Raw genomic sequence first — 16,385 nt, forward strand, 5'->3', positions numbered from 1 at the left:
CCTCAGTCACGCCCCTCGGGGGGCAGGTCGCGGGCGGCCTGGGTGAGCCGGTCCAGGGACTCGAGCAGCACGTCGCGCCACGGCCGAGCCGGCGGTCGGGGTGCCGCCGTGAGGGCGGCGGTCAGCTCGTCGCGCCTGGCCTCGGCCGCGGCCCGCTGCTCGGCGTCCTGCGCCCCCAGCCCCAGGGCCACGTCGAGTAGCTCCAGTCCCGCGGCGCGCAGCGCCGGCAGCACCCGCCGGGGGTCCTCGTCGAACGAGGCCCGGTCGACGCCGGCGATCCGCGCCAGCGCGTCCAGGCCGGGGGTCACTCCCCGCTCAGCAGCCATCGGTCCTCTCCCAGGGGTGTCAGTGTCAGCGACGGCGACTTGCCCGGCAGCGCGGGCGCGATGTCGCGGACGTCGTAGCGGGTGTCCTTGACCCGCTTGAGCTTGTCGATGAGCCCGGCCTCGCGGATCCGGGCCAGGATCGCCTCGCGGATCCCCGGGTCCTTGTCGGGCAGGTCGCTGTCGCCGGCGATCGTGGAGGCGGCCAGCGGCTCGGTGACGGCGACGTAGTCGAGGTTCACCTGCAGCGTGAACGTCACCGGCGCGGCGGCCGGCGCCGGCGTCCCGGGCACCCGCCGCTCGCCGTTGCCGGTCGTGTCGTTGAGGTGCTGGACGATCCGGCTCTCCGCGCCCGACATGACCGGGTGGTTGTAGTGGGCACTGGTCGTGACCAGGTTGCCCCAGTCGGCGAAGCCGGTCCCGCCGAACCGGTTGGCGATCACGTGCGCACGGTTGAAGCCCTGCCCGGGGATGAAGTACGGCGAGTCCTGGGTGATCCCGCGCCCGGAGTAGAGCGTGAGGTTGCGACCGACGACCTGACGCGGCAGCTTGTCCGCGGTCTCGATCGTGAAGCGCTGGTCGGACTCGGTCGTGTACTCCAGGTTGCCGGTGCCGTCGGCCGGGCGGATGCCGCCGGGCTTGGGCTTGAACCACGCGTGGTCGGGCTCGCGGTTGCCCAGGCCGCGGAAGTTGCCGTGGTCGGAGGTGGGGCCGATCTGGAAGGCGACCCGGCCGAGCGAGTCGCGGATCTTGGTCTTCTCGTCCTCGCTGAGCTTGAGGCGTCCGGCGTCGAGCTCGGTGCGCACGACGTCGGCGAGCATCCGGGCGGCCTCGGTGCCGACCGCCTCGATGAACGCCACCCGCACCCGGTGCGGCGGGTCCGGGCGCCGCTCGGTGAAGACGTAGGCCCGGAACGTCTCGGTCTGCGGGCTGCGGTCGCGCCGCGCGACCACGAAGTACGCCGCCAGCGCGCGCAGGTTGCTCGAGCTGCTCAGGGCGCCGGCACCGGCCCCCGCGTCCAGGGTGCCGAACGCGCCGGTGGCGACGTTCTGGAGCAGCTTCTGCCGCTCGTTGACCGGGCCCACCTCGAGGTTCTCGAGCGGGCCGGCCCAGTCCTGCTTGAGCTCGGCGACCTTGGCGGTGGCGTGGCCGGGCAGCACCGGCACGATCGTGGCGATGATCTGCTCGACGTCGGGGACCAGGATCGTGATGAGCCGGTTGAGCAGGGTCGCGATCCGCTGCTCGTTGGCCTCCAGCGCGTCGTCGGAGGGAGGCTGGGTGGCCGGGTCGCTGTCGTGCTCGGCCGCCGCGCCGGCCTGCTTGAGGTCGGCCGCCTGCTGGTTGCCGGTGACGATCAGCGGCTCCAGCTCGCTCAGCAGGGCGGCGGCGGTGGGCTTCTCGCGCCGGTCGTCGGGCATGGCGGTGACCTCGGCGCGCCACTCGGCGACCTTCTGCTGCAGCGGGGTGGGGGAGGAGGCGACCATCAACCGGGCGCCCGCCGGATCCACCCACAGCCGGTGCGACTCGCCGCCGGCGGAGAACCGCACGCTTTCGCCGAGCTCATGGTCCTCCCCGCCCTCGCCGGCGCCGCCACCGACGCCGAGCGCGGCCAGCAGCGCCCGGCCCCGAGTCACGAGCGCGACGATCACCCGCTCGACGACGGGCAGGACGACCGCCTGCAGCCGCCCGATCACCGCCGCCACCTGCTCGGGCAGGTCGCCGAGCCCGAGCATGCCGGCGAGCAGGTCGATGACCAGGGGGAGCAGCCGGGCGAGCGCGTTCTCGACCATCGTGGCCACGCCGGTCAGGTTGCCGGCCAGGATCTCGGCCGCGGCGTTGACCACGGTCTCGACGAGGGCGAAGATCCGCGCGGCGTTCTCGAACACCCAGCGCAGCACCCGGTAGATCAGCTCGATCGCCTGCAGCACCGCGCCGGCCGGGTTGAGCATCGCCAGCAGCCGCAGGGCGACGCGCTCGACGAGCGCCTGGATGACGAACTCCACGGCGGCCTCGAGCACCGCGTTGACGATCGCCTCGGGCTCCAGCTTCTCCCGCAGCATCTCCAGGACGCCGTCGGGGCCGCGCTCGATGAGCAGGCTGACGAGCTCCCAGACCTTCTCGATGATCGCCACGTTCTGGGCGCCGACGTGGCGCACCAGGATCTCGCGGATCCGGGGCCAGGTGATCCCCATGACCTGGAGGATGAAGGTGATGATGCTGCCGACCGAGGAGTCGCGCGGCAGGGTCACCCCGACGTTGCCGAGCTTGGAGAAGAGCCAGCTCCAGAAGGCGGTCAGGAGGTGCGAGCCGAAGCGCTCGAAGAACCCCTCGAAGCCCAGGCGCAGGGCGGCCACGAGGTTGTTGGCGAAGGTCTCGGGGTCGTCGGCGATCTGGTCGATGACCTGGCCGATCTTCTCCACCAGGGCCCAGAACGACGCCGGCGGGATCCCGACCAGGGTGAGGAGGCCGTTGATGATGGCCCGCACCGGGTCGTCGATGAAGGCCTCGATCGCGGCGACGATGCGCCCGACCAGCCCGCCCGCCTTCTCGCGCAGCGCCTCGACCTCGTGCTGCACCTCGGCCACCGCCGTGACCGCCCGCTGCGAGATGTCGGTGACGAAGGAGGTGCGCGCCTCCTGGGCCTGGGCGGCCAGCCCGTCGAGCTGCCGGGCGAAGCGCGCCTCCTCGCCCTCCGCCCAGGCCCGCAGGTCGTCGGGGAGCGTGGCGAAGAGGTCGTGGGTGCGGGTGCGGGCGCTGTCGATGACCGCCTCGGCCGCGGCGACCACGCCGTTGACGTCGGAGGAGATCGAGAGCAGGACCTCGCAGACGCCGTCGCCGAAGCGGCGCTCGGCGTCGTCGTACTCCCGCACCACCCAGCCGGGGAGGCCGGCGACCGCGTCGTAGATCCCGACGAAGAACCCGCTCGCGCCGGAGTGCCGCTCGTCGATCCAGCGCTGGACCCGCGCGAGGTGGTCCTTGAACTCCCGCGACAGCCGGGCGACCTCGGCGTCCCAGCGCGCGAGCGCCGTGCGGCTCAGCGGCTCGAGGAGCCGGCCCACCTGACCCTGTGCGTCGGTGAAGATCGCCTGCGCCTGGCGCGACACCGACTCGCGGGTGACGGTCTCCTGGCCGACCATGCCGCCCTGGCTGGCGCTCACCCCGGCGACGGTGCCGCCGCGCGAGGAGGTCAGGGCGGCCAGCGCCTGCTGCTGCAGGGACGCCATGTCGGCCTGCGCGGTCGCGATGGCCGCGGCCTGCTGGGCGGCGACGTCGGGCGGGCCGGTGGCGGCGACGCCGGCGAGCTCGGCGCGGTCGGCCGCGACCGCGGAGTACGGCGGGGTCCCCTGCAGCGGCTCGGTCGAGTGCCGTTCGATGCGGGCGTCGGTGGCCATCGTCTCGACGCGGGAGTGGTCGGCGTCCAGGGAGAGGCTCTGGTCGGGGATCGGGTCCGGAGCGGCCCGAGGGCCGGCGATGCCCGGGTCAGCCACGCCGGCGGGCGGCGGGGTGACCGGGGTGGCGGTGCTGGCCGGGGTGCCGGTCGGCGTCGCGGCGAGCGGGGCGTAGGAGCCCTGCACGCGCTGGGCGTCGCCGGTGACGGCGGTGTTGAGCGTCTGCCCGGCCTCCTGGGCGGCGCCCTCGATATTGGCCTTGGTGAGCTCGTCCTCGTCGACCGGTCGCTTCTCGCGGATCGCCCTGCGGATGCGCTCGGCGAGGGCGACGATCTCCGGGCTGGGCGGGGGCCGCTCGCCCAGCGCCGCCGCCAGGTCGGCCCCGGCCCGGGCCGCGGTCTCGGCCGCCGGCTCGCTGACGGCGCCGCGGGCCGCGGCCACCGTCGCGTCGGCCGGGGGGAGGGTGGCGGCCCGGCCGGCCGCGGTGCGGGCGGCGCCGCCCACGGCCCCGATCCGGGCCGTCTGCGCGGGCCCGGGCTCGGCGGGCGCGGGCGGCATCAGCAGCTCGACGGGGGCCGGCGTCTCGCCCTCGCCGGACGTCGGCGGGACCGAGCCGTCGACCGCCGGTGCCGCGGCCTCGCCCCCGGCCTCCGGCGGAGAGACCGCGGGGGGCGCCCCCGCGGTCTCCGGCGCGGCTGCGCCTACGGCGCCCTCGGCGGCCTCGACGGCCGGAGCGGCCGCGGGCGGCACCTCGGCGACCACCTCGCGCGGCGTGGGGTCCGGGCGCGCGACGTCCACCTCGACCGGGCCCTCGCGGTGCGCCAGCCAGGCCCGCACGAGCGCGTCGAGCACCCGCGCCGCGTCGGGCGATGTCGGAGGCAGCACGCCCTCCGGCACCAGGCCGACGTCGCCGGCGACGACGGCGGGCGCCGCGCCGGTGTCGCCCGCGCGCAGCGAGAGCCGAGAGACGTCGGCGCCGAGCAGTGCCCCCAGCAGGTCCCGTACGCCGGTCGCGACCGGGTCGGCGGCGGCCAGCGCGGCCAGCGACGGCGGCAGTGTGATCGTTGTGACCTCCTCGGCGGCCGTGGCCGTCAGCCCCCGCGCCACCTCGACCGCCCCGCCGCTGACCCGCAGGCTCCCCTCGGTCCGCACCACGCGCGGCAGAGGCACCGGGGCCGAGCCGTCCCAGTCCGCGACGGTGCTGCGCACCGTGGCCACGGGCAGGCCGACCACGCGCACCCCGGTCGTCAGCGAGACCGGGGCGACGGCGCGCCCGCCGGCGTCGATCGCGAAGACCGCGGTCGTGTCCGACCACGCTCCCTCCCCGGTCGCCACCAGCCGTCCGCTGCCGCCGCGCCACTCGGCGTACCTCGCTCGCAGCCCGCCGACCTCGGCGTCCAGGTCGAGGCGGCCCTCACCGCCGGCCGGGACGGTGAGCGTCGGCAGCGGGCTGGGTCGGTGGTCGCGGGCCGGGGCCGTCGTCGCCGTGCCGGCCTCGGGCGTCGCCAGGGTGGGCGTGGCGAGGTCGGGCACGGCTCACCCCACGGAGACCGGCATGGTGCGGCCCGCCTTGGCGAACTGCGCGCGGATCCCGTCGACCAGGTGGTCGCGCGTGACGACCCGCCCGTCGGCCGCCGCGTCGTAGGCGGCGTCCACCGTGGCGTCCCGGATCTGAGCGCCGGTGAGCGGGTAGGAGCGCGCCAGGTCGGTCCAGTCGATGTCGCCGGCGATCGGCAGCGCCGGTGGCCGCACCTGCGACCACAGCGTCCCGCGCTCGGCCGGTCCCGGCTCCTCGAACTCGACCACCACGTGCAGCCGGCGCTGGAAGGCCTCGTCGATGTTGGCCAGGAGGTTGGTCGTGAGCACCACCGTCCCGGGGTGGTCGGCCAGGCGGGTCAGGAGGTAGCTCACGTCCTGGTTGGCGTAGCGGTCGTGCGCGTCGGAGACCTCGGTGCGCTTGCCGAAGACCGCGTCGGCCTCGTCGAAGAGCAGCATCCAGCCCTCGCGGGCCGCCCGGTCGAAGACCCGCCCCAGCTGCTTGGCCGTCTCGCCGACGTACTTGGAGACCATGTGCGAGAGCTCCACCTGCCACACCGGCAGGCCGGCCTCGCGCCCGATCGCGGCCGCGGCCATCGACTTGCCGGTGCCGGAGGGCCCGTGGAAGAGCGCAACCAGCCCGGAGACGGCGTCGTGGTGGCGCCCGAACCCCCACTCCTCGACGACGGTACGGCGGTCCCGGATCCGGTGGACCAGCCCGCGCAGCGCCGCGGCCTGCGGGTGGGGCACGACGACGTCGCCGAGGCGATGGACCGTCTGCAGGGGCCGGGCCGGGAAGGTCTCGTCGGGGCCGCCGAGCGTGGGACGACCCAGCGCCCACTGCAGGAAGTCGTCGGTGGCCCGCAGGTCCCCGGACAGCGCGGGGCGGGCCGGCGCCAGCTCGACGATCCCGGCGGAGACCAACGGCGCCGCGGCGCCGAGCAGCATCGGGGCCTCCAGCCGGGCCGCGGGGGAGCGCGCGACCAGCGTGCGCGCCACCTCGCCGGTGAGCCCGGCCGCACCCGGCCGGTCGCTGAGCAGTGCGTAGAGCGCATCGAACCGGTCGTCGACCTCGCGCGCCAGGACCGCCGTCACGATCACGGCCTCCGCGACGCCGAGGCCTCCGGCGCGCACGACCTCCGCCAGGGGGCCGTGCCCGTCGAAGACCGCCGCGTCGGGCAGCCCCTCGTCGCCCGCCTGCGGTGGCCGTCGCCCGAGCAGGCCGCCCGGACCCGTGCCGCCGCGACGCTCCTCGAGACGGGTGGCGACCAGCAGCTCGAGGGCGTCCATCGCCCGGGCGAGCTCGGCGGCGTGCGGTGCGGGCAGGGTCACGGCGCCTCCCAGCCCACGAGCAGGGTCGGCGTCCACGGCAGCCGCAGCGCACCGATGGGGTAGGGCAGCGCGTCCAGGACCAGGTCGAGCGGGCGGCGCTCGAGCCGCAGCAGCACGGCGTCCCGCTCGGATGCGACGAGCGCCCGTCGGCGCAGCCACTGCTCGCGGACGAAGTCCGGCGTGGAGGCGGCGAAGCCCGGGAGATCGCCGGCCAAGCGGCGCAGCACCGCCTCGGCGGCCTCGCGCTCCGGCGCGACGCCGGTGGCGGGGTGGCCGTCGGGCTCGGACCACCGCGGGTCGCCGGCCAGCAGCCGCAGCAGCGGGTCGTCGCGCGCCGGGCGCACGTCGTCGGGTCGCGGGCGCTCCTGCGCCACGGCCACCAGCAGGTCGAGGCGCGCGGCCACCGGGTCCGCGTCCGGCTGGGCCGCGACGGCGCCCTCGAGCAGCCCGCGCAGCCGGTGGTGCAGCAGCACCAGGCCGCCGTACGACGAGAGGGCGGGGTGGGCCCCGGGCTCGGGGTGGGTGCCGCCCGGCTCGACGGTCGCGCCCTGCGCCGACGAGTCCTGCCCTGCCGTCGCGGCGGCGGGCGCGGCGCCCGGCCGGGGGGTGTCGCCGGTCGCCGGGCCCTGGGCGAGGGGCGAGGCGGGATCGACATGGGGGAGGGACGCGAGCCGGGCGACGTCGAGCCCCGTGTGCGCCAGCAGGGCCAGCGCCGGCGCCCGCTCGCGCGGGGCGAGCCGCGCCACAGCCTCCACGACGACGGCCTCGTCGCCGGTGCGCAGGCGCAGCCCGCGCAGGTCGGCCGGCGACGGCGCGCGCGCGGCGGCCGACAGCACCCGCAGCAAGTCGGCGAGCTCCGCGACCGCCACCCCCGCCGGAGGTACGGCGCTCGGGTCCGGGAGGGCCGGCGGGGCGGAGGGCGACCACCCGGCCGGTGCCTCCGGGACGTCGACACCGGCCGCGAGTCGGCCCTGGCCGGCGAGCAGCCGGACGACCTCGCGCCGCACCAGGCCGGCCCAGACGACGGCGAGCGCCTCGTCGTCCAGGTCGCGGGGGTCGAGCTCGATCCGCACCCGGACCGCAGGCAGCTCCACCCGCCGCTCCGTCACGGGCAGCACGTCCGCGAGCGCCCGGTCCAGCTCGCGGCCGAGCAGCCGGTGCGCCACGTCGGTGAGGCGGCGGGCGCGGGCCGGACCGTCCGGGCCCGGACCGGGCCGGATCCGCAGCCGGCGTACCTCGTGCGGCCTCACCGCTGCAGCTGCCTCTCCAGCGCGGCGGCCTGGGCCCGCACCGCCTTCACCTGCGCCGCCGGCGCACCGACCCCGGCCAGCCCGTCGGCCAGGGAGGTGAGCACATTGGTCAGGGTCGCGGGGTTCTCGTCGAGGCCGCTGCCGCCGGCGGCGATCGTGGCCTCCATCCGGGCGAGGCCGTCGTCGGCGGCGGCGAGGTGCGGGCGGATCCTGTCGCGCTGGTCGTCGGTGGCCGTGGCCTCGAGGGCGTCGCGCATCGTGCGCATGACCTCGACCACGCCGCTGCCGACCACCGCCTCGCGCCCGCCCAGGTCCTTGAGCATCGTCTTGCTGTAGAGCGTGTCGATCCGGCCGGTGTAGCGGTTGAGCTCCTGCTGCGCGCTGCCCACCTGCTCCTGCACCGTGATCAGCGCCTCGCCGTGCTGCTTGAGCACCTCCTCGTAGCCGCTGACCACCGCCGACACCTTGTCGCCCACGAGGTCGTCGACGACGGTCGAGACGGTCAGCTGGTGCTCGGCCAGGAGCGAGGCGACCTGGGTGCGGACGCGGGGCAGCACGTCGCGGAGGTCGACCTCCACCGTGGCCCGCCACCGGTCCAGGCCCTGCTGGGCCTGCTGGACGGTGCCGAGACCGACCTGCACGGTGGCGAGCTCGGTCTCGAAGCCCTGGGTGGCGTCGTACGCCGCCTGCGCCTGCGAGGTGGCGAGTGGGAGCGCGGTCCCGACCTGCTGCAGGGTCTTGGCGGCGGCGATGCGGCCGACGCCGACGAGCTTGCCCTGGTCGTCCTTCACGAGCATGATCTGGTCGTCCGGGGTGACCGCCCCGGTGAACGCGATCGCCTTGTTCTTGGCGGCGTCCTGCTGGGTGATCACCGCGACCTGGGGCTGCACCCCGGTGGCGAGGATGTGCTTGGACACCTCGTCCATGACCGCGATCGCCGGGGTCCCGACCAGGTCGGTGAGCACCAGGTGGCCGGCGAGCGTCACGTCGTGGTAGGCGTCCTCGAAGACCCACTCCGTGGTCGGGTCGGGGTCCCACAGCGGGTCGACCCAGATCGGGCGGACCTCGGTCCAGCGCGTCCGCCAGTCGGGGATCAGAACCTTCCCGGGGTAGGGGTATAGCTCGCACTTCTTGCTCTTGCAGAGATGCACCAGGCCCGGGTCGAAGGTGGACGGCGGGTCCGCCGGCTTGGGCGGCGACGGGGGGTTGAACGAGAGCACCACGTTGTTGAGCCGGTCCACCCAGAGCTGGTCGGGCGACTGACAGGTCCCGCCCAGCAACGCCTGCGTGAGCCCGGTCGGCGGCTCCCAGTGGTGGCGGTGGGCGCAGTCCCAGGTCCAGGTGCCTCCCACCCGGGTGACCCAGCCGAGCACGACGCCCGGCGTCGCGGTGTCGCGCAGGCAGGTCACCTTCACCAGCGCCCGGAAGCGCAGCAGGTCGAGGGCGGCGAAGTAGACCTGGTTGAGGTACGCCGCCTTGTACTGCTGCAGGGCGAGCAGGTCGGTGCCGTTGAGGGCCAGGTCGCTCAGCTTCTGGCGCGCCGCCGGAGTGAGCGCGTCACCGACCCGCTCGACGATCGCGCCCTTCAGCGACACGAACGGCCCGGTGATCGTGCCCGTCCCGGCGATCGTCATCGGGGTGAAGCCGGTGAGCAGGCTCTCCTGGCTGAAGTCCGTGGTCTGGGCCTCCAGCCGACCCCGCACCACGACGACCTCCGGGCGCAGGCTGTCGAGTCGGGAGTGGCCGGCGCAGCCGTCCTCGCCGCAGCCGGCCCTCTCGCCCTCGAGATGGCGCGCGACCAGCACGACCGAGTAGCCGTCGGTGCCCGTGACGAACGGGAACGACTCGTCCGGGGTCACCGTCGGCTCCAAGGGGATCCGGCCCTGGGCGGCCGCCGCCTCGGGCGTGAGCAGCATGGCCTCGCCCCGCTGGTCCACGCACAGTCCGCCCGCGATCGTGAGCTCGGTGCCCGCGGTGTTCACGGTGCCGGTCAGGCCGCAGGCGATGCCGAAGCCGAGGGTGCGGCCGAGCACCCGGTCGCGCGCGACGAGGTGCTCGTGCTCGTCGTTGAGCTCGTCGGCGGTCAGGGTCTGGCCGCCGGTGAAGACGGGGAAGGTCGTGACGTCGGTGACGGTCATGGCTGGGTCCTCATTGCTGGGTCCTCTCGAGGGGTGGGGTCACGGTGTGCCGCCGCCGGGGAGCAGGCCGAGGTCGAGCCGGTCCCGGGCCTCGCCCTCGTCCGCGCATTCCCAGACGCGCAGACCGAGTCGGTGGTCGACGACGCTGACGAGCGAGCACAGGAGGTCGCGCATCGCGGTCTGCCAGGCGCGCACCTCCGTGACGGTCGAGGTGGCGGTGGGCGGGGTGGGGAGGGCGAAGCCGGGCCGGACCCAGCAGACGCGGACGTGCACGTGGGCGGGGGCATAGCGGTCGACGAAGGCCACCGCGTCGCGCCGTCGGCCGAAGTCACCGAAGCGCCCGTCGTCGTGGACGAACAGCGTGGCGCGCAGCCAGGGGTCCAGCTCGTCGACGTCCGTGGCGAGGGGGTCGGCGACCCGGAAGTGCTCGACCAGGATCGGCCGGCGCGGACCCGGGAACGCCAGCTCGAACCAGTCCAGGAGGCCGGCCGGGGTGCCCCGCTCGCGCCAGAGCCGGGCCGCCCGGCGCAGGTAGGTACGCCGGCGCGCGAGACCACCGGCGCCGCTGGGCCAGGACGCGGGGAACGCGAAGCCGGTCCACGCCGCCAGCTCGCCCTGCACCGCCCACTGGGCGGCGAGCACCGCGTCCGCGCCGGCGTCCGCGGGCAGCCCGGGCGGCCAGTGGTCGAGGGACTCCGGCGAGAGCCACCGCTCGGCCTCGTCGAGGGCAGTGAGGCTGGAGCGCAGCAGGTCGTCGGCCAGGCCCAGGTAGGAGTCGAGCTGCGCGAAGGCGGCCTGGTCGTCCTGGTAGACCGCCGGCAGGTCGAGCGCGATGGGCAGGTAGTCCGGGCTAGGCATCGTCGGCCTCCGCGGTCAGCTCGTAGCGCACGGTGAGGCAGTCGTCGCCCGCGAGCACGGGCAGCCCGCCCGCCGGGACCCGCACCTCGTCGGCCGCGTCCCCCGGCGTCGGCTGGGGGGCGGCCGTGCGCACCCACCGCTGCGGCGTCGTGCCGACGGTGACCGGGGCGCGGGTCGCCAGCCACCAGGTGCTCCCGGCGTCGGCGCCCTCGGCCACGCGGACGGCGGTGTCGGGCACGGCCGTGCCGGCAACGCGCGTCCAGGCGCCGGCGCGCACCTCGTAGACGCCGTTGGCCGTCGGGTCGGCCTGCGCCACGACCAGCACCCGGTCACTCGCGAACAGCCAGAGCCCGGACAGGTGCGGCTGGCCGGAGAGCGTGACCGGCGCCGTGAGAACCACGCGGACGTCCGGCAGCACGCGCCGGGTCGTCTGCTCCCACACCAGCGGGTCGTGGTCGAGCACCAGCGGCGGATCGCTGAGCTGCGCCCACGCGGTGCCGGCCGCCGTGCCCTCCAGGACCCGTACGACCGCGTCGGTGACGCAGTCGGAGCAGGCGAGGTCGTCCACCCGGGTCCAGGCGCCGGCGGCGGCCCTCCAGACGCCGTTGTCCTCCGGGCGCTCCTGCGCGCTCAGCAGCACCCGGTCGCCGGCGACGAGGGTGACCCCGTCGACCGCGGCCAGCGTCCGCCGCGGCAGCGGGGTCGCGGCCCGCACGCGCACGGGCGGCTTCACCGACGGGCCGTCCTTGACGGTCGCCGACACCCCGCTGACGCCCAGCACGACCGGGTCCGCGGCCAGCACCTGGACGAGCTCGGTCACCGGGACGGCCTCGCCCGGCGTCCAGCCGTGCGGCTGGGGCCGGCTCGGCCAGGGGCCACGACCGGGACCGAGGCGCAGCGCGGGTCGCCGGCTCTCGGCCCGTCCGTCGGCAAGGTAGGTCGCCAGCCGGCCCCGCGCCCGGGCGATCACCTCCTCGCGGTCGACTCCGAGGGCGGTGTGCAGCACGGCGGAGACGGCGACCGGGTGGTGGCGCACCAGCGCGACGCCCAGCTCCTCGCCGAGGGCCCGGCGCCGGCCCTCGCCGGCGTAGCGCGACGCCTCCTCGCGCAGGACGTGGTCGAGCACCCGGCGCAGGAAGTCCTCGTCGTCGCGGCCCGAGCTGCGGCGCAGGGTCCGCTCGACCAGCACCGTCACCGTGCCGGGTCGATCGGTGACGACCGTGCGCCCGCCGTGCCAGGCGATGCCGGGCAGCGCCCCGGCGACGGTCCAGGCGCGGCGTACCTCCGCGGCGCCACGGGCGCGGGTCGCGTCGTCGTCACCGGTGACCGGCTCGCAGCGCAGCGCCTGGTCGGGGGTCGGTGGCCAGACGCGGGTCGCGCCCGCCGGCCCCTCCCAGGTGCTCGGGTCGTGCAGCGGGTCGTCGCCCGGCCCGCGCAGTGCTTCGGCCCGGCGACGGGAGGTGGGTTGCGCGGCCCGGGCCCGCTGGCGTCGCAGCAGGTCGGCGAGCTCGTCGTGGAACAGCTCGGCGAGCTCGGGGTGCTCGCCGAGGAGCCGGGTGGCCACCTGCTCGCGCTCCGCGTCCGTCGCCGTCGTGGGCAGCCCGGCCGCGGCCTCCTCGACCGCGGCGGCGACCACGTCGGAGCGGTCCAGGGTCCGCCGCCGGCGCAGGGTCCCGCGGACCACGGCGACCGCGAGGTCGGTCACCTCGGGCGAGACGGCGAGCGTGGCGGCGCGCGCTCGGGCGGCCACCGCCTCCTGCGCCTGGCCGCGGGTCCCGGTGCGGGTCTCCCCGACCAGCGCGGTCGCCGTGCTCGCGCCCGTCGCGCCGGCCGGCCCGGTCGCGGGCGAGGCCAGCAGCCGCGCGAGCGCCAGCAGACCGTCCGGGCCCGGCCGTGCGGCCGGGGCGCGCAGGGCGGTGTCGGGCCAGTGGTCCAGGCCGCGGCGGGCGGCGCGGTGGTGGGCGTCGGCCCACGCCCAGGCCACCGCCTCGAGCAACGTGATGCCGGGGTCGGTGGGGTTGTGGTCGGTCCACTCCTCGCCGGCGGCGGCGGACACGACCGCCAGGGCGAGCACCCGCAGCCGTTCGTGGTCCGCGTCGTGCGCCTCGAGCGCCGGCAGCCGCAGCGGGTCGGGTCGGGTGGTCACGGCCGCTCCTCCACGGTGATCGCGTGCCGCCCCGACGAGGCGGCCAGGCCGCGCGCCGGGTCCACGGCCACAGGGTCGGCGGTGGTCCCGTCCGCGAGCGTCAGCCCGAACGAGACGACGTGGTCGACCTCGGCCAAGGACTCCAGGAAGCTCACCACCGCCGAGGCGTACAGCCCGCTGCCGAAGCGCGGCCGGCGGTCGAGCGCCGGGTGCAGCCAGCGCTCCAGCCCGTCCAGCACCCGAGCGCGCCCCTGGAGGGCGGCCACGCCGGTGGCCAGCGCCACGTGGGCGCGCACGGTGACCGCGACGTAGGCCGGAGGCACGACCGCCACCGTGGCGGTGACGGGCATCCGGGAGCGCAGGGCGCTCTCGATCCGCTCGGCCATCGCGACCGTCGGCAGCGGCTGCGGCTGGCTCCCGGCCGGCACCACCACCAGCGCCACCGAGCCCGGTCGGCTGCCCAGCTGCGCGCAGGTGTGCGGCAGGCACCGCACGGCGGCCACCCCGGGCGCCGCCTGGCGGGCGAGCTCCTCGTAGTCCCACGCCTGGACGGCGCGGTCGCGGTGGCGGTGGTAGGTCGAGGCGCGGCGGCGGTAGTCGGCCGGCGACTCCGCCGCCCGGCCCGGCAGGCCCCGCAGGCCGGCGACCTTGCGGACGCCGGCGACCGGACTGACCAGCCCCTTCACCTGCGCCGGGAGCAGCGCCTCCTCGGGCGCGACCAGCGCGGGGCGCGGGCACTGGGCGGCCAGCGCGGCGTCCGGGACGATCGCGAGCAGGGTCCCGAGCCGCCCCGGCTCCGAGGAGTGCAGCCGCAGCCACCGCCAGGTCCCGTCCGGGTCGCCGGCCTCCGGCGCGCCCCGGGTCCACGCGGCCGGGGCCAGCACCCGCAGCAGCCCGCTCTGCCGCAGGCCGTGGGTGCCGTCCGCGACGTCGGCGGTGCGCCAGCCGGACGCCGTCGAGATCTGCCAGCGGCTGGCGCCGGGCTCGGCCCCGACGTCGGCGGGGCGCACCTCGAGCCACAGCGACACCGACCCGCCCACCGCACGGTCGGGGAGGTCGAGCGCGACGTCGAGGGTCCCGACGTCGCGCTCGGTCCCGAGGGCGCAGGTCGTGCGGAAGGCCGCGTGCGTCGTCCCGGTGCCACCGGTGGCCTGACGGCGCACGGCGTAGCCGTCGTACGACGTGACGGCGGCGGCGCGACGCCGGACCGTCGTGTAGGCGAGGCGCAGCCGCTCCAGCCGCGGGGCCTCGGGCGGCGCCAGCCGGGCCGCCGAGGGGCGCGTCCCCGTGGTGCCCGCCACGGCCGCCAGCTCGGCCAGCGCGCGCTGGTGGTCCTGCCACCCGAAGTCGGCGTCGTCGAGGCGCAGCCGCACGAAGTGCCCGCGCTGGCCGGCGTACTCCAGGACCGCCGAGGCGGGGACGCTCGTGCCCAGCGGCGGCACCCCCGCGACGTTGACGAGCTCGGTGCTGGTGATCGGCGTGCTGCCGGGCTCCCACGCCGCCCCGTCCCAGGCCTCCAGCACCAGCGTGGCGGAGCCGGACCCGGCCTGGGACAGGGTCTTCCGGGTGCTGCGCCCCTTGGCCCGCGGGACCGGGGCCAGGTGGTCGTCGGCCCGGTCGCCGGGCTTGCTGGAGCCCGCGCGCCCCACGTCCACCGCGAGCCGGGTCAGCGGCTTGCCGAACGCCTCGTCGGAGCGCACGACCAGCGCGTCTCCCTCGCGCGGGACGGGCCCGAACGGCTCGAACGCCTTGCTCAGGTCCAGCCGCGCGTCGCCGGCGAAGGCGGCGGTGGGCGCCAGGCCCCGCACCTGCACCTCCAGCTCGACCTGGGTGAAGCTCAGCCCGAGCGCGGCACCGTCGAGGGGCGCCGTGCGCGGCAGCGCGACCTCGAGCCAGGGCAGCGTCTCGCCCGGAGGCGCGGCGCAGGCGCCGCCGTAGGTCACCGTCACCCGGGTCGTGGCACCGTCGACCACCACCGACCCGGACGGGTAGGCCCGGGCCGACCCCTCCGCGGTCGAGCGGCGCCAGGTCGCGTCCCCGAGGACGGAGGCGTCGCCGCCGACGAAGCTCACGGTCACCGTCGTGCTGCCGCTGCCGTCGGTGGCCAGCAGCTGGTCGGCGATGCGCAGGCGGTGCCGCGCAGTCGGTACGCCGGTCTCGCCCGGCGCGGGCACGAAGCCGGCGAACGGCTCCTCGCGGTCGGCCCACCGCACGGCCGTGTCGGCCACGGCGCCGTCCGCGAGCCGGCGGGTCCGCGCGGCCCGCACGGCGGGGACCGTCGTGCCGTGCACCTCCAGCGGCTCGGCGGTGAGGTAGCGCCGCTCCCGGCCGGCCGTGTCCTTCGCGCGCAGCTCGGTCTCCCGCGGCACCAGCACGGTGCCGGCCGCCGGCGTGGTGGTGAAGCCGACCGGCACCCGGTCGGCCTCGGCCGGGGCCTCCGGGATCCCGAGGATCTCCGCGAGCCACTCGCGGTGCAGCCGGTCCGGCACGCCGGCGAGGTGGTCGGCCAGTCCGGCGGTGAGCTCCGCGACCGCGCTGAGCAGGGCCTGGTCGGGCCGGCTGGGGTCGGCCAGGGCATCGCCGGCGAACAGCAGGTCGTGCCAGGTCAGGGCACGGTCGGGCAGCCCCGCCGGCGTGGTGCGCGCCAGGCTCGCCAGCTCCCGCAGGGCCAGGGCGCGGTCGCGTGGGTCCAGCAGGCCGGTCATCGGTCGCCGCCCGCCACGTGGAACGGCAGCACCAGGCTCTCGGGCCGGCGGTGCCGGTCGATGCGGTAGTCGAGGTGCACGTCGATCCGGTCGTCGGCTCCGGCCAGCACTGCCTCGACCCGGTCGACCAGCACACGCGGCTCGGCCAGCAGCAGCGCCCGCCGTACGTCCTGCTCGAGGCGGCGGCAGACCTCGTCGGTGCGCGGGTCGAACACGTAGCGGTCGACGCCGGCGCCGAAGGTGGGTCGCATGACCCGCTCGCCCAGCGCCGTGCGGAGGACGAGGGTCAGCGCCTCCGCGATGCGCCGCTCACCGCGCGAGCTGCGCAGACCCGGGGTCGGGTCCGGCTCGTCGTCGTGGTCCCACCGGACCGGGAAGGGCCAGCCGGAGCCGACCTGGGGGTAGCCCTCCCAGGTGCCGGCGGGGTCGGTGCTCATCCGATCACCACCGTGGGCAGGCCGACCGCGACGCCGGCGCCGCAGCCACAGAGATCTCCGGCGCGCAGGGCCGGACGTCCCCCGACCATGACGGTGGCCGACCCGGCCGTGAACGGCGTCGCCGGCGGGTGGCCGGGCTGGATCGGGCAGGCGTGCAGGTCGCCCAGCACGCCCGCAGGCATGCCCCCGAGCGCCACCGTCGGCACGCCCGGGCCCACCACCAGCCCGCCGTGGGTGGTGGGGTCGGTGACCCGTGCGGCTCCCGGCATGA

The 16,385-nt window shown here is 76.6% G+C and carries 10 protein-coding genes; all 10 read right to left on the minus strand.

Translation table 11 applies throughout. The features are described 5' to 3' along the window. Window positions 1-2: 2 nt before the first annotated feature. The 10 genes from LRP67_RS19925 to LRP67_RS19970 are packed head-to-tail and all read right to left on the minus strand — an operon-like array spanning window position 3 to window position 16,383. Window positions 3-326, minus strand: a complete 324-nt coding sequence (locus tag LRP67_RS19925; protein ID WP_231271885.1) for a hypothetical protein — start codon at window positions 324-326, stop codon at window positions 3-5. After that, window positions 305-5,245 carry a hypothetical protein gene (locus tag LRP67_RS19930; RefSeq protein WP_231271886.1) on the minus strand — a complete coding sequence of 1,647 codons (4,941 nt, stop codon included), beginning with the start codon at window positions 5,243-5,245 and terminating at the stop codon, window positions 305-307. Before LRP67_RS19930 ends, LRP67_RS19925 begins: the two co-directional genes overlap by 22 nt. 3 nt (window positions 5,246-5,248) lie before the next feature. After that, window positions 5,249-6,580 (minus strand): ATP-binding protein, encoded by a 1,332-nt coding sequence (locus tag LRP67_RS19935; protein WP_231271887.1) that lies wholly within the window; start codon window positions 6,578-6,580, stop codon window positions 5,249-5,251. Beyond that, window positions 6,577-7,830 carry a contractile injection system tape measure protein gene (locus tag LRP67_RS19940; protein ID WP_231271888.1) on the minus strand — a complete coding sequence of 418 codons (1,254 nt, stop codon included), beginning with the start codon at window positions 7,828-7,830 and terminating at the stop codon, window positions 6,577-6,579. The genes LRP67_RS19935 and LRP67_RS19940 overlap by 4 nt, the downstream gene beginning before the upstream one ends. Beyond that, complete coding sequence (locus tag LRP67_RS19945; RefSeq protein ID WP_231271889.1) at window positions 7,827-9,968, minus strand: hypothetical protein; 2,142 nt, start codon at window positions 9,966-9,968, stop codon at window positions 7,827-7,829. Before LRP67_RS19945 ends, LRP67_RS19940 begins: the two co-directional genes overlap by 4 nt. Window positions 9,969-10,007: 39 nt before the next feature. Beyond that, a complete protein-coding gene (locus LRP67_RS19950; RefSeq protein WP_231271890.1) occupies window positions 10,008-10,826 on the minus strand; it encodes a hypothetical protein in 819 nt (272 codons plus the stop codon). Then, complete coding sequence (locus LRP67_RS19955) at window positions 10,819-12,972, minus strand: hypothetical protein (RefSeq protein ID WP_231271891.1); 2,154 nt, start codon at window positions 12,970-12,972, stop codon at window positions 10,819-10,821. Before LRP67_RS19955 ends, LRP67_RS19950 begins: the two co-directional genes overlap by 8 nt. Then, the gene (locus LRP67_RS19960; protein WP_231271892.1) at window positions 12,969-15,677 is read right to left on the minus strand and encodes a baseplate J/gp47 family protein; all 2,709 of its coding nucleotides are present in this window, start codon (window positions 15,675-15,677) and stop codon (window positions 12,969-12,971) included. The genes LRP67_RS19955 and LRP67_RS19960 overlap by 4 nt, the downstream gene beginning before the upstream one ends. Continuing rightward, window positions 15,674-16,114: a GPW/gp25 family protein gene (locus LRP67_RS19965; RefSeq protein ID WP_231271893.1), complete on the minus strand. Its 441-nt coding sequence runs from the start codon at window positions 16,112-16,114 to the stop codon at window positions 15,674-15,676. The genes LRP67_RS19960 and LRP67_RS19965 overlap by 4 nt, the downstream gene beginning before the upstream one ends. Then, the gene (locus LRP67_RS19970) at window positions 16,111-16,383 is read right to left on the minus strand and encodes a PAAR domain-containing protein (protein WP_231271894.1); all 273 of its coding nucleotides are present in this window, start codon (window positions 16,381-16,383) and stop codon (window positions 16,111-16,113) included. The genes LRP67_RS19965 and LRP67_RS19970 overlap by 4 nt, the downstream gene beginning before the upstream one ends. Between the last annotated feature and the right edge of the window lie 2 nt (window positions 16,384-16,385).

It is taken from the genome of Nocardioides sp. cx-169, assembly GCF_021083605.1.
GTDB lineage: Bacteria > Actinomycetota > Actinomycetes > Propionibacteriales > Nocardioidaceae > Nocardioides.